Here is a 19,286-nt window from a genome sequence, read left to right on the forward strand (position 1 = left end):
CATGCGGTCTTCKGTGTTATCCGGTATTAGCTCCGGTTTCCCGGAGTTATCCCGGTCTTGCGGGCAGGTTGCCCACGTGTTACTCACCCGTCCGCCGCTGACCGAATCAGAGCAAGCTCCAATCCAGTCCGCTCGACTTGCATGTATTAGGCACGCCGCCAGCGTTCGTCCTGAGCCAGGATCAAACTCTCCAAAGAAAGTTGATTGGCTTTTCGCATTGTCCAGCTTCGGCGCCTAGCTCTCTTCTGCCAAATCACCTTCCCCCTCGGGGGGGAAGCACCCCTGCGGGTGAAGAACATTTGGCTTCGAGATCGCCAGGATGGCGATATTTCGCCGTTGCCCGCAGGACGCGGGCTGCCTTTAGGCGAAATTACGGCGCCTCAGCTTTTCTATTGCGCTTCGTTTCGTTCAGTTTTCAAGGAACGAAATAATCCTATGACTCTTCATGGAGCGGGTGATGGGAATCGAACCCACGACATCAGCTTGGAAGGCTGAGGTTTTACCACTAAACTACACCCGCATAATTTTTGATTAAACACCCACCACACTCTTTCATGCCCCTTCCTCTGCTAGCCGATTCAAAGAAGCTGGATGCGTCGGGGCAACTCGAAGCGTATTCGGCGAAGTGAAGGCTCGTGGCTGAGGTTTTACCACTAAACTACACCCGCATAATATTTAGTTTAACAAAATCGGGAAGACAGGATTTGAACCTGCGACCCCATGGTCCCAAACCATGTGCTCTACCAAGCTGAGCTACTTCCCGATGATGGCGCGCTCGAGAGGATTCGAACCCCTAACCTTCTGATCCGTAGTCAGATGCTCTATCCAATTGAGCTACGAGCGCAATAGATTATTGCACCAAAGAGACGGATTTCATTTTAGCAACTCACTGTGTTGCTGTCAATAGTTTATCTAAAAAATGCGGTCGAGAGGACTTGAACCTCCACGGGGTCGCCCCCACTAGGCCCTCAACCTAGCGCGTCTGCCATTCCGCCACGACCGCATATTGACTAATCAATGCGGGTGGAGGGACTTGAACCCCCACGCCGTGAGGCGCCAGATCCTAAGTCTGGTGCGTCTGCCAATTCCGCCACACCCGCTAATATGGTGAGCCATGGAGGACTCGAACCTCCGACCCTCTGATTAAAAGTCAGATGCTCTACCTACTGAGCTAATGGCTCATGGGTTAGATAACACTCCGAGATAACGATGTCCCTTCCTCTGCCAGCTGATTCGAAGATGCAGGATGCGTCGGGACAACTCGAAGCGGATTCGATGATGCTTCACTCGTTGCTCTACCTACTGAGCTAATGGCTCATAGTTACAATAACACTCTAAGATAACGATGTCCCTTCCTCTACCAGCGATTCGAAGAAGCTGGATGCGTCGGGACAACTCGCAACGAACTCGAAGATGTAGCGCTCGTTACTGAGCTAATGGCTCATGTATGTAACACATAAAAATGGCTGGGCCAGCTGGATTCGAACCAGCGCATCACGGAGTCAAAGTCCGTTGCCTTACCGCTTGGCTATGGCCCAGCGATTTAGTGCAATGGCGGTCCCGACGGGACTCGAACCCGCGATCTCCTGCGTGACAGGCAGGCATGTTAACCACTACACTACGGGACCACAAATCGCGGGGATCACCCCGCGCTATTCAGTGACCCGTACGGGATTCGAACCCGTGTTACCGCCGTGAAAGGGCGGTGTCTTAACCACTTGACCAACGGGCCACGCATATACGTATCGGAGTGGCGGAGAAGGCGGGATTTGAACCCGCGCGCCGTAAAGCCACGACCTAACGGTTTAGCAAACCGTCCCCTTCAGCCACTTGGGTACTTCTCCAAAGAAATGGCTCCGCAAGTAGGATTCGAACCTACGACCTACCGGTTAACAGCCGGTTGCTCTACCGCTGAGCTATTGCGGAATGTTGATGATTACAATACTGTTAGCTCATTACCTCTTCCTCTTCCAGCCAATTCAAAGAAGCTGGATGCGTCGAGGCAACTCGTAGCATATTCGATGATGCCTTTGCTCGTCGCTGAGCTATTGCGGAATGATGTTTGACAATCGACATTGTTTATTATATTGAGCAGCTTGTCGTTTGTCAATACGTTTTCCCACAACTTGCTCTGCTGTTTTCCGCCGTTTGGCGACGGCTTTTATAATTTAGCACACGATCATCTTGATTGTCAACCTGTTTTCGAAAAATGTTTTGTTTGATTATTGGCGTTGACTGGACATTATAGTTTAACATATCCTTGACGAAAAAGTAGCTTGTCTATTTTCTCGACTGACGAACACCAAGGCGTGACGGAAGACCGAACAACCACCCGCTTCACAGACCCATGCATGGGTCTGAAAGCGGCGTTGTTCAGTCGCCCGACAGTCGATCAAATGCCGGGGCTATGTAAAAGCCGCAAATGTTAAAGTTTCAAATTGCATCTACTCTGAAAATACCTGAGCTTCAAAATGTGTAAAACCGCAATATTCGACATAGAGATATTTTCATCCTTCCGATGGCAACCAAATTTTTCTGTCATGGGAGTCTAGGATAGTTTGAGCTTGCTTCGGCAGCGGCCGCAAACATAACGGTCTATGTTGATCCGTCTTTTGCGGCGGTAGGTGAGGCCGCATGACGTGCAAATGTATGTGTAGATCGTTTTCGGCGCTTTTGTATTTCGGATAAGCGGACGGCAGTAGCGAGGCGCCCCCACTTTTTGCAGCAGTTCGCGGAAGTCGCGGTCGCGGTGACGGTAGCCTTTCCCTTCGAGGTGCAAATGGTAATGGCATAGTTCGTGTTTGATGATAGCAATGAGTTCTTCTTCACCGTACATGTCGTAATGTTTTTTATTGAGCTCAATGTTGTGCGTTTGCAACATGTAGCGCCCGCCGGTGGTGCGCAAACGAGGGTTAAAGAAAGCGGTATGGCGGAACGGCTTGCCGAACACGCGAATGGAAATTTGTTCGACAAGGGCTTGCAGCTGCTTTTGGTCCATAGTGGGTCTCTCCTTCATCTTTTGGCACAGGACAATTCACCATTACATACATATATATTACCGTTCCACTGTTAGGGAGGTGACTGATTTTGCCTACATGGCTGAAAAATCAGATGAGACGAGCCTACTATGAGAAAAACCGTGAGCAAATTAAACTGTTGAACCAATGCTGGTTTTTTTATCGGAGAAAACACTGCTCCTGAGGCAGTGCTTTCTCCATTTCACTCTTCCGGCGGCACCATCGACAGCGATATTCTTCCCTTCGCCACATCGACATGCTCGACCCATACTTTGACGACGTCGCCGACCGAAACGACATCGAGTGGATGGCGCACGTATTGTTTGCTTAGTTTGGAAATGTGCACGAGCCCGTCCTGTTTGACCCCAATGTCGACAAAGGCGCCGAAGTCAACGACGTTGCGCACGGTTCCTTCCAGCTCCATGCCTGGCTTCAAATCTTCCATCTTCAACACATCTTTGCGTAATAGCGGCTTTGGCAGCTCGTCGCGCGGGTCGCGCTCTGGGCGGCATAAGGCATCGATGATATCGCGGAGCGTCAGTTCGCCGATGCCAAGCTCGGCTGCCACCGTCTCAATCTCGATGGCTTGCAGCGCCTTGCGCAGTTCATCGCTGCCAATGGCGGCGGTCGTAAATCCTAACTTACGCAACAGCTGCTTCACTTCCGCGTACCGCTCGGGGTGAATCGGCGTGCGGTCGAGCGGTTCGTCGCCATCAACGATGCGCAAAAAGCCGATGCACTGCTCGTACGTTTTCGCTCCGAGCCGAGGAATCGTTTTCAGCTCTTCGCGGCTGCGGAATTTTCCTTGTTCTTCGCGACGCTTGACGATGTTTTCTGCAACGGTTTTCGTGAGCCCGGACACGTACTGAAGCAGGGAGACGGAGGCGGTGTTGACGTTAACGCCGACTTGGTTGACGACCGTCTCGACGACGAAACGGAGCGATTCGGCGAGCTTTTTTTGCGACACATCGTGCTGGTATTGGCCGACGCCGACCGATTTTGGATCGATTTTGACAAGCTCGGCGAGCGGGTCTTGGACGCGGCGGGCGATCGAGACGGCGCTCCGCTCTTCGACTTGCAGGTCGGGAAACTCGGCGCGTGCAAGGTCGGAAGCAGAGTAGACGCTCGCTCCTGCTTCATTGACAATCAAATAAAAGATATCGCGTTGCACATGCTTCAGCGTGTCGGCGACAAACTGTTCGGTTTCCCGAGATGCTGTTCCGTTGCCAATAGCGATCATGTCAACGTGATAGTCATCAAGCAGGCGAAGAAGTTTCGCGCGCGCCTCTTCTTTTCGCTCTTGCGGCGGATGCGGATAGATCACGTCAATGCGAAGCAGTTTCCCCGTTTCGTCGACAACGGCGAGCTTGCACCCGGTCCGATAGGCTGGGTCGATGCCGAGCACCGTTTTTCCTTTGAGCGGCGGCTGGAGAAGCAGTTTGCGCAAGTTTTCAGCGAAAATATGGATGGCCCGCTCCTCCGCTTTTTCCGTCAACTCGTTGCGGATGTCGCGTTCAATGGCAGGCTCCATCAGCCGCTTGTATCCGTCCTCGATCGCTTCTGCCACGATGGGAGCGGCCGGGGACGATTCATCAGCGACTGTTTTTCGCCGCAAATAGCGAATGATGTCCTCAACAGGCGCCTTGATCGAGACGCGCAGCACCTCTTCCTTTTCACCGCGGTTTAACGCCAACACGCGGTGCGGAACGATTTTAGCGAGAGGTTCCTCGTAGTCGTAGTACATTTCGTACACACTCTTTTCGTCCTTTTCCGGCGCTTTGGCAACCGAAGCAATCGTTCCTTTCCGCCGCGTCTCGTCGCGCACCCATTGACGAAGAGCAGCGTCATCGGCCACTTTTTCGGCGATGATGTCTTTCGCCCCTTGCAGCGCCTCATCAACGGTCGAGACTCCTTTTTCCTCGTTGATGAACGCTTTCGCCTTCTCTTTTGGATCCGAGGCGGCAGGGCAGGAAAGCAGCCAATCCGCAAGCGGCTCAAGCCCTTTTTCCCTGGCGATCGTTGCTTTTGTGCGCCGTTTTTGCCGATATGGACGGTATAAATCTTCGACTTGTTGCAGCTTCGTGGCCTCAAGAATGTCGCGCTTTAACTCTTCCGTCAACTTCCCTTGCTCATCAATGAGGCGAATTACTTCCTCTTTCCGTTGCTCTAAATGCTGCAAATACTCCCATCTCTCAAGCACTTCACGAATTTGCACTTCATCGAGCGCCCCAGTCATTTCTTTCCGGTAGCGGGCGATAAACGGGATTGTGTTCCCTTCTCGATGGAGCGCAATGACGTTTTCGACTTGCTTCGCTGCCAGCTGCTGCTCGGCGGCAATTACTTCAATGAGCCGCTGTTCGTTAGCCAAGCGATTCCCTCCTTAATGATATTGGACTTGAACGCTCTCCCACCTACGCTAACGCTTCGAGGTGGGAGATTCCTGGGAACACCCGCCCCACGGCAGGCTGTCCACCAAGCCATCCCCGTGCGTCCCACGGTTGAGCTGTCTTACCCAAACAGCAAACGAAGCCCTTCCTGCAAAATATTTCGGGCGGCGTTATGGTCCCGGTCATGTTCGGCTCCGCAGTTTGGGCACACCCACTCGCGGATGTCGAGCGATTTCACCTCAACTTGCCGGTGCCCGCAGCACGAACACAATTGGCTCGATGGAAACGTGTGGCCGACACGGACCACCGTCCGCCCGTACCATTTCGCTTTATACTCGAGCATGTTGAGAAAGCGCCCCCCACGCGGAATCGGAAATGGATTTGGCCAGCTTGCGATTCTTCTGCATGCTCTTGACGCGCAAGTCCTCCACGCACACCACTTGGTTTTCGCGGATGAGGCGGGTGGACAGTTTGTGCAGGAAATCGTTCCGGCAGTTGGCAATTTTCTCATGAAGCCTAGCCACTTTCAAGCGGGCTTTCTGCCAGTTCGAACCACCCGGCTTCCGGCGGGCCATCACCCGCTGGGAGTACGCCAGCTTCTCTTCGTATCGGCGCCAATACTGGGGGTGTTCGATCTTTTCGCCTGTGGAAAGCACCACTATATGTTTCAATCCCAAATCGATACCCACTTGCTTGTCCGTTGCCGGTAATGGAGGGATTTCCGTTTCTACGAGGATGGAGACAAAATACTTCCCTGTTCGGTTTCGACGAATGGTGGCGGAGAGAATGCGGCCTTCCACCTCACGGCTTTTGGCAAACTTCACCCATCCAAGCTTCGGGAGTTTCAAGCGATGGCCGTCCACTTCGATCGATGGGCGCCCTTTCTTTGGGTAGTTGCACTGGGCGGTGTACGATTGATTCGGGTGTTTTTTGCTTTTAAAGCGGGGAGCGTTCGCCGTTCCATCGAAGAATCGGTCAAACGCCTCGTCCAACTGTTGCAGCGCGTTTTGCAAGGCGGTCGAATCGGGCGCCTTCAGCCACGGAAGAGTCTGCTTTAAGGCGGTCAGCCGCTTGGAACACTCGTGGTAGCCGAGTCCTCTTCCGATGGTTTCATACGCCTGATTCCACTCGGCCAAAAAGTGGTTGTACACAAACCGGCAGCACCCGATCGTTTGGTTGATGAGCTTCGCTTGTGTTGGGGTGGGATACAACCGAAAGCGGTAGGCTTTATGCATGATCTTCCCTCCCACATCAGGGAACGTGCGTTCTATTCTTATCCATTTTACACCTTCTGTTCTGTTGAGGCAAGAGGAAGATCGATGACGAATACCGATTCATCCCCCACTGACGCTCACGCGTGGAAGTGGGGGTCTTCTCGGTTTAGGATGATAAAAAAAGCGCTACCTGTACGCAGCTGCTTTGTGAAACAGTATACATAGATGAAAATGGAGGGACAGATCGTTTCCTGAATCTACCAGAAACTAAAATCGTGGGGTTCTTGCGTACGAAAAGGTTGCTCGTACGCCTGCGTGCAGAACTCCCCCTTGTTCCGCAAGACTTTCATGACAAACACCTCTGATGGTGCTTTGCGCCCTGTGCGCCCGATTCAAGGCGCTTTCCTCGCAAATAGGATGCCATCTTTGACTGCATCAAAAACCGGTTGATCCCATGTCTAAAGACGGTCTACGCCTTGCATGGGCTTTCCCCGATTGCGATTGGTGAGACCGATCTGTCCATCTCCGCCATTGGTGTGAACACTCGATAATCAAGACCGATGCCGCACGTCAACGCCGCTTTCCCCATCCACTCGGCCGCCCGTTGGCAACCGAAAACGCCGTTTTCTCCTGTTCGCTGTTATGCCAAAAGCAAAGGTTTTTCGCTCCTATCAAAAGTCGATCAGTCCTAAGCTAATTTGCAGCGCCTCATCGACTTTATCCATCATTTCATCATCCAAATGAGTGATTTTATCGGTCAGTCGTTGCTTGTCGATCGTGCGGATTTGCTCAAGCAAAATGACCGAATCGCGTTCAAACCCGTAGCGCTTCGCGTCAATCTCGACATGCGTCGGCAGCTTCGCTTTTTGGATTTGCGCCGTAATCGCCGCGACAATCACCGTCGGGCTAAAACGATTGCCGATATCGTTTTGGATCACCAACACGGGGCGCACGCCGCCCTGCTCCGAGCCAACAACCGGGGAAAGGTCCGCAAAATACACGTCGCCACGTTTGACAATCAAAGCATTACCCCCCGCTAACTAAGCGTTCAACGGTGTGGTCGGCCTCGTATTCAGCATGAAACGCTTCAGAAGCGATAGATAAATTGATTTTCGCCATTTCCATGTAGCCTCGTCTCATCGCCTCGCGAATTTGCCGTTTTTTCCGCTCGCGAATGTACATTTTCGTCGCTTGATAAATGAGTTCATTGCGGTTGCCGTTTTCCTGCTTTACGAGCACGTCCAGTTCTGTCAGCAGCGACTGCGGCAAACGAACGACGATTTCCGTTGTTGCGCCAGATTCCGACACAAATATACACCTCCACGAACTGCAGCCATTGATTGCTTCCACTTCATGATACCATTAAACAACGGCGCTGCAAAGTCATTTCTCCATTTTCTATCCTTTGTCTTCCGAAACAGATTATGCATCGCTTCATCCGCGACCAACGGCGTTTCTCACTCCCATTATACGCTTATTTCGGAAAAAAATACGGGGCACCCGGTAGCTGATCGTGCACGGCACTTCATAATTGATTGTGCCCAAATGGCGGGCGACATCATCGATGGAAATGACTTCGTCCCCTTGGCGGCCGATTAATGTCACCTTCGTTCCGACAGGCAGCGGCCCCGGCAGGCGGATCATGCATTGATCCATGCAGATACGGCCGACGATCGGCGCCCGCTGCCCGCCAACAAGCACATGAAAGTGCTGCAGGCGGCGCAGCCAGCCGTCCGCATAACCGATCGGAATCGTGCCGATCCACTCTTCCGTCTGCGCGGTGTACGTCGCACCGTAGCTCACCTTTTCGCCTGGTTGCAGCTTTTTGACGTGTACGAGGCGGCTATGGAGCGAAAACGCCTCTTTCAATTCGTATGGGAGGAGCGGCTTGATGTCCGGCGATGGGGCGAGCCCGTACATCGAAATGCCAAAGCGAACCATGTTGAACGCTCGATCGGAAAAACGAAGGGCCGCCGCGCTGTTGGCGCAATGAACGAGCGGCGGCCGCGACGGCAGCCAGTCAAGCATATGCAAAAAGCGGGCGTATTGATAAGAAAAGTAATCCGTATTCACTTCATCAGCGGTCGCAAAATGCGTATACACCCCTTCAAGCACAAAGGGCGGATGGCGATCGATCAAGGCCGCTATTCGCTTTGTCTCCTCTTCGTCTTTAACCCCAAGCCGTCCCATTCCTGTGTCCATCTTTAAATGGAAATGAATCGGGGTCGAACCGTTATACAGCGATGACGCCTCCTCGAGCCAATCAGAGCGAAACACGGTTAAGGCGATGCGGTGTTCGGCGGCCAACGCCACATCCTCGGGACGAGACGCCCCAAGCACTAAAATCGGGGCATCGATGCCTTTTTTTCGTAAGGCAAGCGCCTCGTCCAAAAAGGCGACGGCCAAGCGGGAAGCGCCCGCTTCGAGCGCCGTTGCCGCCACTTGGGCATCGCCATGCCCGTAGGCGTTCGCCTTGACAACGGCCATAATTTGCGTGCCCTCCGGCAAAAAGCGGCGCAAATTCGCGACGTTGTCGTAGATGGCATCTAGATCAATTTCCACCCACGTATCGCGGTGAAACTCGTCCATCCTCTCTCGCTGCCTTTCTAGTCATAGCCAGTTTGAAAGCGCTTGAATCGATTGGATTCCTTTTTTAGTTTACCATGTTCCTGGGGAAGAAGGAATAGGATGAGCGGCGGAAAAATGAGAAAAACGGCGGAAAACATTGGAGATAGCAACAATTCGTCCACTGGCATGCCTTCACTGCTTCTGCACAAAAACAAAAAGCAGCTTCTCCGCTTCAACGCGGAGAGCCGCCTGTTTGCAAAACCGCACTGTCATTTTGCCGCTTTTTCTTGCACTGAGCTGGCGACCATCACCATTTCTTCCGGCGTCAAATCGTCCGAGGCGAGCGTAAACTCCGCCCCATTGTACCACCATGTCAACGTTCGGTCGGTGAGGGCGCCAATGGTGAATCCTAAATCAACCGGGTCGCCGTTGACAAGCACTGGCATGCTTGTCGCCGGAAGCACATCCGCTTTTTCTTGCACGAGCGTAAACGATTTTTTGCCGCCAAATGTCATAATGACGCGCGTGCCGTTTTCACCTTTCACTTCTTTTTCCTCAAGCGCTTGAACCCCTTTCGGAAGCTGACTCGGGTACATGACGGCCATCACTTGCTCTTTTCCTTCCGCCATCGTCGGCACCTCAAGGCGCGCTCCAGTCATGTTCTTCTTTGTATCAAACGCATCATCGTCAAACTTTTTGTTAAACTCGACGTTGGAAAACTCGACCGTCAACAGCGCTTTCCGGTCCGTATCCATCACTTTGACCGAGACGGGGGCCAAATCTTTTTTGCGCAGCGTAATCTCTTGGGTGGGAACGACTTCGCTGTTCGGGTAGTTCGTTTTTGTCTCGAACACATAGTAGTCTTTCGTCGCCTTAAACTTCGCCTTCGAATCGCTCAAAATGTCTTTAACGAGCGATTCGTACAAATACGCTTGGCTGCTGTTTTTCGGCCAATCGCTCACAAACTTGAAGCTTTTGTTGAGCGCCGGCGTGAAGACGAACACCCCTTCGTCATTGCGCAAAATCATTTGGCTTTGCCCTTTGTCGGCGTTTTTCAAGCTGACGCGGTAGTAGGACGGCTGCTTGTGCCACACTTCGACATGATACACTTGCGGCTTCTCACCGGTGCGGAACGTCATTTTCGCCTCGGCCTGATAGCCCGTCATCTCATCCATCTTTTCATCAAGCGACTTGAGCACCTCTTCCTGCGATTTCGACCCGCAGCCAGCCAAAGCAAACAGAAAAATGATGCCGACCAATGCCATCAGCACGTTTCTGCCCATCGCTTCAACCCCTTTGCCTCATATATCGATTTCTGCCCATGCACTACAATATATGAGACAACTGTCGGGAATATGCAGACTAGCCATGGCAAGCATCGGTCGGTCCAAGGCGCTCAATGATGACTTGGGCGACGGCGTAATCGCGGCTATGGGAAATGGACAGATGAACCGTCTCGCCATCGCGGCGGGCAGCAATGCTCGGCTTTCCGTGCTCATCGGAAACGATCTCGATGTCTTGAAACGATAGATGCCGCCCGATCCCCGTTCCGAGCGCTTTGGCGTACGCTTCTTTAGCCGCAAATCGTCCGGCGAGAAACTCTGCCTGTCTTGCGGGCGGCAACTCGCCAAACTGCGCTTTTTCGCGCGGCGTCAAAATTCGCTCCGGAAATTTGCGGCTCCGCTCAAGAAGGGAGCGGATCCGTTCCAACTCTACAATATCAATGCCGATGCCGACGATCACTGCTTCCTCACCTATCCTATCCGCCCTGATGGTCGTACAAATTTTTTATGAGAGATCCGCATAAGATGGCTTATAAAAAACGCCCCATTTCCGCGAAGAAGGGAGACCAACCCGTGTTTCAACATGCAAGCGATGTCCGCTCATTTGTCCGCCTTTATCCCGTCGTTGCCGCCTTGTTGTTGGTCCATATCGCCGCATGGCTGTTGTTTTTTCTTCCCTTGACAGCGCTTGAGCCCATTTGGCAATACGCCGTCGGGACGAACGGCGCTATTCGCCATGGAGAGTACTGGCGGCTTGTCAGCCCGCTCGTGCTGCATCGCGATTTCCACCATATGGCCGCCAACAGTTTGTCCTTATGGCTGTTTGGCCCCTGGCTGGAGCGCGCACTTGGGAAAGGAAAGTTTTTGTTTCTGTATATCGGAGGCGGAATCGGCGCCAATGTCGCCACTTTATTCCTTCTGCCGCCGCTGTACACCCATGTCGGGGCGTCAGGCGCCATTTTCGCCTTGTTTGGCATGTACAGCTACCTCGCCCTATTCCGCCGCGACTTAGTCGCCCCCCGCCACGCCCAGCTGTTGCTTTCGGTCATGGCGGTTCATTTGCTGCTTGGCATCATGACACCAGATGGGAATTTATTGGCCCATCTATTTGGCTTCGCCGTCGGCGGCCTGCTTGCCCCCTTTTTGTCCATCCGCCCCAAGCGGCCGTCGTTTTACATGCCTCGGCTATGAAAAAACGGCGCTTAATGCGCCGTAATCCGCCGTTTTTTCGTCCGGCTGCGGGCTGAGCCGTCCGAGCGTCCGCCCCGTTTTTTCTCCCGCTTGACCGCTAAAGGCGGCTCTTCCGTCAACTGCACCGGCGTCGTATCTGGCTCGCGCGTCAACATTTTCAAGCAGGCAGCGACAATCGTTACCGAATCGTGCTCTTCAAGCAATTCTTCCGCTGCCCGTTTGTAAAATGACAGGTTTTCGGTCTCAACGACGTTGAGAAGCTTTTCGATAGCGATGCGCTGTTGGCCTTCGAGCGCCTCATCAAGTGTCGGCGGCTTCATCCGCTCCATTTTCCGCTTCGTCGTCCGCTCAATATGGTGAAGCTGGCCGATCTCCCTTGGAGTGACAAACGTCATCGCCACCCCTGTCTTGCCGGCGCGCCCGGTGCGCCCAATCCGGTGGACATAGCTTTCCGGGTCTTGCGGGATATCAAAGTTGTACACGTGCGTCACGCCAGAAATATCCAAGCCGCGCGCTGCGACATCCGTCGCCACTAAAATTTCAATCGTTCCTTCCTTAAACTTGCGCAGCACCGACAGCCGCTTCGCCTGGCTTAAGTCGCCGTGAATGCCTTCCGCTGCATAGCCGCGCAAGTTGAGCGCCTCCGCCAGCTCATCGACACGCCGCTTCGTGCGGCCGAACACGATCGCGAGCTCCGGCGCCTGAATATCAAGAAGCCGCGTTAAAATGTCAAATTTCTTTTTCTCGTGCACTTCTAAGTAGTACTGTTGAATGTTCGGCACGGTCATTTCCTTTGCCTTCACTTTGACAAGCTCCGGCTCGTTCATGAAGCGCTCGGCAATGCGGCGAATCGGATCCGGCATCGTCGCCGAGAACAGCAACGTCTGCCGCTCGGCCGGCACATGGCTTAAAATCGCCTCAATATCTTCGATAAAGCCCATATTGAGCATTTCATCCGCCTCATCGAGAACGACCGTATGCACATGGTCAAGGCGAAGCGTCCCACGGTTAATATGGTCGATAATGCGGCCCGGCGTGCCGACGATCACATGAGGATGCTTTTTCAAAGCGCGGATTTGCCGGTCGATATCTTGACCGCCGTAAATCGGCAAGACGCGCACGCGCTTGACGGCGCCGATTTTGTATAGCTCTTCTGATACTTGAATGGCGAGCTCACGCGTCGGCGCGACCACAAGCGCCTGAATGGCGCTGTTTTTCACATTCACTTTCTCAACGATCGGAATGCCAAACGCCGCTGTTTTCCCCGTTCCGGTTTGCGCTTGGCCGATTACGTCTTTATTTTGCAGGCTGAGCGGAATCGTCTTCGCTTGAATCGGAGTCGTCTCTTCAAACCCCATCCGCTCGATCGCTTTCATCACTTCTTGGCTTAATCCTAATTCTTGAAATGTCGTCAATGTTATTCAAACTCCTTATAAAAAATCGTCCCTTTATCCGAGAGAAAGGTTTGACAGTTATCATACCATGTTATGCGGTGATTTGCAATGATGGGCGTGGGCAGCGCGCAAAAATGTTTCCACCTCGGCAAACAAAACGTGGCGATCCGTGCTATGGCAGACGTGGTGGTACGAATTCGGCAAAAACAACAGCTTTTTTTCTGACGAACCGATTCGTTCATATAAATAGTAGGCGCTTTTTAGCGGCACGATCCCATCTTTTTCTCCTTGCACAATGAGCGCGGGCGCCGCGACGCGCGGAAGTCGGGGACGCACATCGCGAACGAGTTTGCGAAACTCCCTGACAGCTGAAAACGGGGTCGCCATCATTTTGTTTCGATAGCGGAGAAACAGTGGGTGCTCCCGCGCTCCTTTCCATCCATTGGCAAACATCTCGCGGATGTCGCGCCATAATTGGCGCGGGTTGACATAGTAAAACGCAGCGCTTAGCAGCACGAGTTTGGCGACCGGGTATTTTTCCGCCAAGTAGACGGCGATCACTCCACCCATTGAAAACCCAATGACATACACCACACTGCAACGGCGATGGAGCGCTAAAAACGCTTGTTCCGCCGCCGCGATCCATTGGTCGTATGCAATTCCTTTCAGCCGCAGTTCGCTTCCGTGGCCCGGCAAGGTCGGCGTTTCGATCATCCAATCGGTCCGCTCCCGCAAATAATCGGCCAGCGGCGCCACTTCTTCCGGACTTCCAGTAAACCCGTGAATGCATAAACAGCCGATCATCATCCCCACCTCCGCCCGAGTGAAAAGCGGCGCCCGTGACGCCGCTTTTCGTTTCTCTCGGGTTGCTTGATGTTACACCCAATATCGAAGCAACTCTTCCAATTTCATGCCGCGCGATGCTTTCAATAAGACGATGTCCTCCGGAGACGCGACGGAACGCACGGCCTCGGCCAACGCTGCTTTATCGTCGAACGCCCTCACCCGCCCATCATCAAAAAATGGGGCAGCCGCCGCGGCGATATGGTGCGCCAGCGGCCCGTAAGTGAACACATAGTCCACCATTCCCGGCCGCAACACCTCCCCGATCTCTCGATGAAACGCCACTTCTTCGTCACCAAGCTCTAACATATCGCCCAATACGGCGATTTTTTGCCGGTAGCCGCCCAATTCCCCAAGCAGCGTCAAAGCGGCGCGCATCGATGTCGGACTGGCGTTGTAAGCATCGTTAATGACCGTAAAGCCGCACTTTGTTTTGACGACTTCCGTGCGCATGCGCGTCACTTGCAGGCGGGAGAGGGCCGCATCAATGTCTTCCCAACCGATGCCGAAAAAACGAGCAACCGCGATGGCGGCGAGTGCGTTGTACACATGATGCTTGCCTAATACCGGCATAAACAGCGTCCGGCCGGGGAGCGCATTGATGACAAACGATGTTCCTCCCGCTTCAATGCGCACATCGGTCGGATAGTAATCGTTCTGTTCGCCCGCCCCGAACGTCACGACATGGCGGGGAAGCGGCAACTTCGGCACGCGCTCCGTCAAGAGCGGCTCATCGCCGTGGTAGACGAATAAACCATCATGGTGCAAACCGGCTAAAATTTCAAGCTTCGCCTTTGCGATGCCTTCCCGCGACCCGAGCTCCTGCAAGTGTGCTTCTCCGATATTCGTGATGACCGCTGCGTCCGGACGGGCGATCATGGTCAGCCGCTCGATTTCGCCAAACCCGCTCATCCCCATTTCGACAACGGCCATCTCCGTCCCTTCGTCAAGCGAAAGAAGCGTCAACGGCACACCGATATGGTTGTTGAAGTTCCCTTCTGTTTTTTGCACGCGGTAGTTGGTCGCCAACAACGCGGCAATCATATCTTTCGTCGTCGTTTTGCCGTTGCTGCCGGTGACGCCGACAACTTTCATCCCGAGCTGCTCACGGTAGCGGGCGGCGAGCCGTTGCAACGCCGAAAGCGTATCATCCACAACGACCACTGGCACGCCTTCTGGCGGTGTTCCTTCCCTTTCCGCCCATAGCGCAGCAGCGGCGCCTTTTTGCATCGCCTCTTTCACGAAGGCATGGCCGTTAAATGTCGCTCCAAGCAACGGAACGTACAAGTTGCCAGCTTGGATCGTCCTTGTGTCGGTTGACACACCGCTAACGGCAATATTCTCCCACTCCGGCTTTAGGCACCGCCCGTCAGCCATTTCGGCGATTTGCCGCACCGTCCGTTTGATCATCCACTCTCACCTCTTTTCCTTTTCGAACGTGTACGTGATCGTCTGCTTTTCTTGATGCCGTTCCAATGCGAGCGCGATAAGCCGTTCAATCAGCTCCGGGTACGGCACGCCGCTGTGTTGCCAAAGAAGCGGGAACATGCTGTATGGCGTAAAGCCTGGCATCGTGTTCACTTCGTTGATATAAACCGCGCCATCTTCGGCGAGGAAAAAATCGACGCGCGCGAGTCCAGACAAATCCAGCGCCTGAAACGCCGTAATGGCCATTTGTTTGATCGTCTCATACTGTTCTTTCGTTACGTCCGCCGGGATGATCAATTCGGTTTGCCCGTCTTCGTATTTCGCTTCATAGTCGTAAAATTCCTTTTTGGGCACAATTTCGCCAACGACCGAACAAATCGGCTCGTCATTTCCTATCACGCCGATTTCAATTTCGCGGCCGACGATCGCCTCTTCAATAATAATTTTCCGATCATACTTAAATGCCTCGATAAATGCGGCTTTTAAATCGCCGCGCTGTTTGCATTTGGAAATGCCGACGCTCGAACCCGCGTTGGCTGGCTTGACAAAGCACGGGTAGCCAAGCTCTCGTTCGATCCGGTCATACACCGTCTCGCCGCTTTTTTGCCAATCGTACTTCGTCACGGCGATATATTTTGCTTGGCGCAACCCGGCCTGCGCAAACAAGTTTTTCATAATCACCTTATCCATGCCGACCGCGGAAGCAAGCACCCCGTTGCCGACATACGGAATGTTCAATATCTCAAGCAACCCTTGCACCGTTCCGTCTTCGCCGTTCGGCCCATGCAAAAGCGGGAAAATGACATCGATCGTTTCCTCGTTTCCTTCCGCAGCCGAATCGGCAGCCGGAGCTTGGTTCAAGGAAACCGGAATCAAGGCGGTCGCCGCCGAAGTGAATTGCAGCTGCTTGATTTCCTCGATCGGTCCGGTCAGCTGTTCGCCCTTGATCCATTGACCTTTCGGTGTAATGTAAATCGGAATGACATCGAATTTATGAGGATCAATGGCGTTCATCACCGCCATCGCCGTCGACAACGATACTTGGTGCTCCGGTGATTTGCCGCCGTATAACACGCCAACTCTCGTTTTCATCATCGTTCCTCCTCTTTCCTTGGCCATCGTTCCTATTGTAACACGTTTCGCGCCCAACGGTCTGATATTTTATATGTACGATGCAGGTTGTTTCGCCACCCCCCATAAGCGATAAGGCACAAAAAAGTGAGGCTGTCTCCAAAGGTGGTTCTTCTTTCAACAAAGCACAACATATCGTTTTCCAGCAGTTGTTTTATGCGTATATACAGGAATAAGAAAAGGTGTCCCGACCGTTTTGGGACACCTTCTGTCGCTACGGATGCAACACGCGCCAAACCATGCGTTGCGGCATGGCCGCTACCACTTCGGCGAGCGCTTCTTGCCCCGTTTTTTCCACGCCGGCAAAATAATCGGACACACGGCGGAAAAACCGGTTTTTCTCCACGTCATCCATCAACAAGCGAAGCATGTGCTGCTCGCCGCTTTCTGGCCCGGCCAAATGATAAATGAGACCGTTTTGCTGTAAATATTGCAAATTGATGCGCTCCTGCCCGGGCAAGCAATCGATCGTAAAAATCGGAATGCGCTTATGAAGCAACTCGCTGACCGTCACCCCGCCTGGTTTCGTAATGACGGCATCCGCCTCTTCATACAGCCGATTCATCTCTTCCGGGTCAGCGATGTATGGAAGCGGCCGAATATGAGACAGCCGCCAGCTGGCAATTTCCTCGTACAGCTGGCGATTGGCGCCGCACAGCACCGAATAGCGGAACAACGTTGACGTGCGGGCCGCCCGCAAAAACGCCATCATATTGCCAAGCCCTTGGTTTCCACCGGCGACAAGCACATGAGCAGGCTGCCGCTTGCGTCTCGCTTCCGACCGATTCATAAACACATCGTGCACTGGGATGCCAGTGACGATGATGCGTCCTTTGTCAACCCCGTACTTCGTGATCAGCTCCCATTTCGCCTCTTGATGGGGAACAAAATGATAGTCAATAAACCGTTTCCCCCAGATGCTGTTCATAAAAAAGTCGGTGTAGACATTGACAACTGGAACCGTCAGCACCCGTTTTCGCTTCAGCCGCTGCAAAATGCGCGACGGAAACGAATGGGTGCAGACGATTAAATCCGGCTGTTCTTCTTCCACCATCTTTTTCATTTTGCTTTCAAAATAAGGCAGCCATGGCTCAAACGAAATGAACTCAAACCGGGGCGGCTCTTGGTACATCAGCGTTTTGTACACACGGTGGTACGAAGCAGGATGCGAGCGAATCCAGCGCAAGTAGGCCTCTGACACCATTTTTTCCATCAGTTCATTGCAATAGCTCAAAAAATCGATCTTTTTGCTTTCGACCGCCGGAAACTGGCGGCGCAAAAAATCCATCAACGTATCGGCTACTTTATGGTGTCCCGTATTCATTTGAAACAGCGGCAAAAACAATACTTTCATCATCGATCGCACCCTTTAGCTTTCGAAAGATTTTTTGCGCCTCCGCTGCCCAACCCATGCCGCAAGCAAAAAAAGCAAAAACAACGCCAAACCGGCAAGCGGAAAAGAAATCAGGGGGATATGGATGCGCTGGCCGAGCCAAAGCCCCGCCGCGGTCAACGGAACTGCCCAACCTGCCGTTCCAAGCGCCGACAGCAACAAAAACGGCCCGAACGGAAACCGGCTCACTCCCGCCATATACGGGCAAATTTGCCGCACCCCGGGAGCATAGCAGCCGAACAAAATCCCCCATTTGCCATAGCGGCCAAACCAGCGGCGAGCCCGCTCCCAACGTTCAGCCGTAATTCCGACGCACTTGCCGTACTTTTGCACAAACGGCGCCCCCCACCACCGGCCGGCGCCGTATGCCGTCACCATGCCGGCCATCGCCCCGCCCCAGCATGAAGCGAGCGACGGTCCAAGCAGCAACTGCTCCTTGGCAACCATCACGCCGACAAAAAAGAGCAAGCTTTCCTCCGGCGCCGGAATGCCGACAATGCCGCAAAACAAAAATAAAAACAGCATCACATATCCATATGACTGGACATACGGCAACCATACGCTTGTATCCATAGCTCCCCCACTACATCGCCGAGATTTGTGTATTAGTTTGCACATTTCTCAGTTCCGTAATCGTCACCCAACGCATCTTTTTCGCTGCTTCATCCTTAAACAGCAGCTCGAGCGCTGACAACATTTGCTCTGGCGCGCGTTTGTCAGCACCTAACGCATCCCCATTGTCATGAAGCACAATCACCGCCCCGCCGCGTATGGACGAACGCAAGCGGCGGAACAATTCCATTGTACCAATTTTTTCGTTCCAATCGCCAAGAATATGCGACCATAACACCGTTGTATACCGCTTTTGCACGATCGGCGTCCAAGCGTTAAAATGCCCCCACGGCGGGCGGTAATACACCGGGCGTTGGCCCGTCGCCCGCTCAATCGCCGCGGCGGCGCGGCGCACCCCCCAATCCAACCAAAGCGGCGGCAACAGCCAATTGCTGATGTGGCGGTAATTATGAATCCCAATTTCATGGCCTTCTTCGGCCATCCGCCGCACAATATCCGGATAGCGCTCGACTTTGCGGCCGACAACGAAAAACGTCGCCTTCACGCCATATTTCTTTAATAAATCAAGCAACTTTGGCGTATAATACGGGTCGGGGCCGTCATCAAACGTCAGCGCCAGACAATCGGATGCCGTTCCCTCCCGAAACAAACGCACCCGCTTTTTGCGAATGATGATCGTCGGTACAATCCCATAAATGGCAATTCCCACAATGAAACAAACGAACAGCCAAGCCCACATGGCATTCACCTCTTGATTGTACTTTACCAATATTTCTTCTCTCTGAAAATAGAAAAATGAACTTTCTATATTCGAGATCATCACGCTGTAGATGTTTTATCATATAACAAACAAATGAGAAATCG

The 19,286-nt window shown here is 53.1% G+C and carries 16 protein-coding genes, 11 tRNA genes, 1 rRNA gene and 1 pseudogene; 2 read left to right on the plus strand and 27 right to left on the minus strand.

The features are described from left to right. The 13 genes from B1A75_RS09140 to B1A75_RS09205 form a co-directional block, all read right to left on the minus strand. Nucleotides 1-197, minus strand: a 16S ribosomal RNA gene (locus B1A75_RS09140); the annotation flags it as partial. Between the two features lie 249 nt (nt 198-446). Further along, nucleotides 447-520 (minus strand) — tRNA-Gly (locus tag B1A75_RS09145). Between the two features lie 169 nt (nt 521-689). Continuing rightward, nucleotides 690-763: transfer RNA gene (locus B1A75_RS09150), tRNA-Pro, on the minus strand. Nucleotides 764-767: 4 nt separating this feature from the next. Next, a tRNA-Arg gene (locus B1A75_RS09155) sits at nt 768-844 on the minus strand. A gap of 76 nt (nt 845-920) precedes the next feature. After that, nucleotides 921-1,003, minus strand: a tRNA-Leu gene (locus B1A75_RS09160). Between the two features lie 15 nt (nt 1,004-1,018). Continuing rightward, nucleotides 1,019-1,100, minus strand: a tRNA-Leu gene (locus tag B1A75_RS09165). A gap of 5 nt (nt 1,101-1,105) precedes the next feature. Continuing rightward, nucleotides 1,106-1,181 (minus strand) — tRNA-Lys (locus B1A75_RS09170). 282 nt (nt 1,182-1,463) lie between these two features. After that, nucleotides 1,464-1,538: transfer RNA gene (locus B1A75_RS09175), tRNA-Gln, on the minus strand. A 14-nt stretch (nt 1,539-1,552) separates the two neighbouring features. Beyond that, a tRNA-Asp gene (locus B1A75_RS09180) sits at nt 1,553-1,628 on the minus strand. 32 nt (nt 1,629-1,660) lie between these two features. Continuing rightward, a tRNA-Glu gene (locus B1A75_RS09185) sits at nt 1,661-1,732 on the minus strand. A gap of 19 nt (nt 1,733-1,751) precedes the next feature. Next, nucleotides 1,752-1,844: transfer RNA gene (locus B1A75_RS09190), tRNA-Ser, on the minus strand. Nucleotides 1,845-1,851: 7 nt separating this feature from the next. After that, a tRNA-Asn gene (locus B1A75_RS09195) sits at nt 1,852-1,926 on the minus strand. Between the two features lie 622 nt (nt 1,927-2,548). Beyond that, complete coding sequence (locus B1A75_RS09205) at nt 2,549-2,998, minus strand: SprT family protein (protein ID WP_074044157.1); 450 nt, start codon at nt 2,996-2,998, stop codon at nt 2,549-2,551. Between the two features lie 89 nt (nt 2,999-3,087). Between B1A75_RS09205 and cmpA the strand changes: the two genes are divergently transcribed. After that, the gene (gene cmpA, locus B1A75_RS19320) at nt 3,088-3,201 is read left to right on the plus strand and encodes a cortex morphogenetic protein CmpA (RefSeq protein ID WP_013144046.1); all 114 of its coding nucleotides are present in this window, start codon (nt 3,088-3,090) and stop codon (nt 3,199-3,201) included. A gap of 18 nt (nt 3,202-3,219) precedes the next feature. Here the strand turns inward: cmpA and B1A75_RS09210 are convergent, their stop codons facing one another. From B1A75_RS09210 to acpS, 7 genes and pseudogenes are all read right to left on the minus strand, one after another. Continuing rightward, nucleotides 3,220-5,385, minus strand: a complete 2,166-nt coding sequence (locus B1A75_RS09210) for a Tex family protein (RefSeq protein ID WP_074044158.1) — start codon at nt 5,383-5,385, stop codon at nt 3,220-3,222. 140 nt (nt 5,386-5,525) lie between these two features. After that, nucleotides 5,526-6,639 (minus strand): annotated as a pseudogene (gene tnpB / locus B1A75_RS09215) (IS200/IS605 family element RNA-guided endonuclease TnpB). Between the two features lie 650 nt (nt 6,640-7,289). Further along, nucleotides 7,290-7,640, minus strand: coding sequence for a type II toxin-antitoxin system endoribonuclease NdoA (gene ndoA, locus B1A75_RS09220; RefSeq protein WP_003253417.1), 351 nt, complete (start codon nt 7,638-7,640; stop codon nt 7,290-7,292). 4 nt (nt 7,641-7,644) lie between these two features. Beyond that, complete coding sequence (locus B1A75_RS09225; protein ID WP_013144044.1) at nt 7,645-7,926, minus strand: CopG family ribbon-helix-helix protein; 282 nt, start codon at nt 7,924-7,926, stop codon at nt 7,645-7,647. Nucleotides 7,927-8,052: 126 nt separating this feature from the next. Then, entirely contained in the window at nt 8,053-9,207 is a 1,155-nt protein-coding gene (gene alr / locus B1A75_RS09230) for an alanine racemase (protein ID WP_033024535.1), read from the minus strand. 248 nt (nt 9,208-9,455) lie between these two features. After that, a complete protein-coding gene (locus B1A75_RS09235) occupies nt 9,456-10,469 on the minus strand; it encodes a LolA family protein (RefSeq protein WP_074044159.1) in 1,014 nt (337 codons plus the stop codon). Nucleotides 10,470-10,548: 79 nt separating this feature from the next. Beyond that, the gene (gene acpS / locus B1A75_RS09240; RefSeq protein WP_074044160.1) at nt 10,549-10,929 is read right to left on the minus strand and encodes a holo-ACP synthase; all 381 of its coding nucleotides are present in this window, start codon (nt 10,927-10,929) and stop codon (nt 10,549-10,551) included. Between the two features lie 113 nt (nt 10,930-11,042). Between acpS and B1A75_RS09245 the strand changes: the two genes are divergently transcribed. Further along, nucleotides 11,043-11,660 carry a rhomboid family intramembrane serine protease gene (locus B1A75_RS09245; protein WP_074044161.1) on the plus strand — a complete coding sequence of 206 codons (618 nt, stop codon included), beginning with the start codon at nt 11,043-11,045 and terminating at the stop codon, nt 11,658-11,660. Nucleotides 11,661-11,671: 11 nt separating this feature from the next. On the opposite strand, the gene cshA is transcribed toward B1A75_RS09245, so the two are convergent. The 7 genes from cshA to B1A75_RS09280 form a co-directional block, all read right to left on the minus strand. Then, nucleotides 11,672-13,075 (minus strand): degradosome RNA helicase CshA, encoded by a 1,404-nt coding sequence (gene cshA, locus B1A75_RS09250; RefSeq protein WP_074044162.1) that lies wholly within the window; start codon nt 13,073-13,075, stop codon nt 11,672-11,674. Nucleotides 13,076-13,135: 60 nt separating this feature from the next. Next, entirely contained in the window at nt 13,136-13,858 is a 723-nt protein-coding gene (locus tag B1A75_RS09255) for an alpha/beta hydrolase (protein WP_074044163.1), read from the minus strand. A gap of 72 nt (nt 13,859-13,930) precedes the next feature. Next, the gene (locus B1A75_RS09260; RefSeq protein ID WP_074044164.1) at nt 13,931-15,307 is read right to left on the minus strand and encodes a UDP-N-acetylmuramoyl-tripeptide--D-alanyl-D-alanine ligase; all 1,377 of its coding nucleotides are present in this window, start codon (nt 15,305-15,307) and stop codon (nt 13,931-13,933) included. Between the two features lie 6 nt (nt 15,308-15,313). Next, a complete protein-coding gene (locus B1A75_RS09265; RefSeq protein WP_074044165.1) occupies nt 15,314-16,417 on the minus strand; it encodes a D-alanine--D-alanine ligase in 1,104 nt (367 codons plus the stop codon). Between the two features lie 253 nt (nt 16,418-16,670). Then, nucleotides 16,671-17,813, minus strand: coding sequence for an MGDG synthase family glycosyltransferase (locus tag B1A75_RS09270; RefSeq protein ID WP_074044166.1), 1,143 nt, complete (start codon nt 17,811-17,813; stop codon nt 16,671-16,673). A 12-nt stretch (nt 17,814-17,825) separates the two neighbouring features. Next, nucleotides 17,826-18,422: a DedA family protein gene (locus tag B1A75_RS09275; protein ID WP_074044167.1), complete on the minus strand. Its 597-nt coding sequence runs from the start codon at nt 18,420-18,422 to the stop codon at nt 17,826-17,828. 10 nt (nt 18,423-18,432) lie between these two features. Then, a complete protein-coding gene (locus B1A75_RS09280) occupies nt 18,433-19,161 on the minus strand; it encodes a polysaccharide deacetylase family protein (protein ID WP_013144037.1) in 729 nt (242 codons plus the stop codon). Between the last annotated feature and the right edge of the window lie 125 nt (nt 19,162-19,286).

Origin of the sequence: Geobacillus sp. LEMMY01 (genome assembly GCF_002042905.1) — a bacterium.
Taxonomy (GTDB): Bacteria; Bacillota; Bacilli; order Bacillales; family Anoxybacillaceae; genus Geobacillus; species Geobacillus proteiniphilus.

Bases quoted from the DNA above. Each gene is read 5' to 3' on its own strand.
- B1A75_RS09205 (WP_074044157.1), bottom strand. From the start codon at position 2,998: ATGGACCAAAAGCAGCTGCAAGCCCTTGTCGAACAAATTTCCATTCGC.
- alr (WP_033024535.1), bottom strand. From the start codon at position 9,207: ATGGACGAGTTTCACCGCGATACGTGGGTGGAAATTGATCTAGATGCC.
- B1A75_RS09235 (WP_074044159.1), bottom strand. From the start codon at position 10,469: ATGGGCAGAAACGTGCTGATGGCATTGGTCGGCATCATTTTTCTGTTT.
- B1A75_RS09255 (WP_074044163.1), bottom strand. From the start codon at position 13,858: ATGATCGGCTGTTTATGCATTCACGGGTTTACTGGAAGTCCGGAAGAA.
- B1A75_RS09260 (WP_074044164.1), bottom strand. From the start codon at position 15,307: ATGATCAAACGGACGGTGCGGCAAATCGCCGAAATGGCTGACGGGCGG.
- B1A75_RS09265 (WP_074044165.1), bottom strand. From the start codon at position 16,417: ATGAAAACGAGAGTTGGCGTGTTATACGGCGGCAAATCACCGGAGCAC.
- B1A75_RS09270 (WP_074044166.1), bottom strand. From the start codon at position 17,813: ATGATGAAAGTATTGTTTTTGCCGCTGTTTCAAATGAATACGGGACAC.
- B1A75_RS09275 (WP_074044167.1), bottom strand. From the start codon at position 18,422: ATGGATACAAGCGTATGGTTGCCGTATGTCCAGTCATATGGATATGTG.
- B1A75_RS09280 (WP_013144037.1), bottom strand. From the start codon at position 19,161: ATGTGGGCTTGGCTGTTCGTTTGTTTCATTGTGGGAATTGCCATTTAT.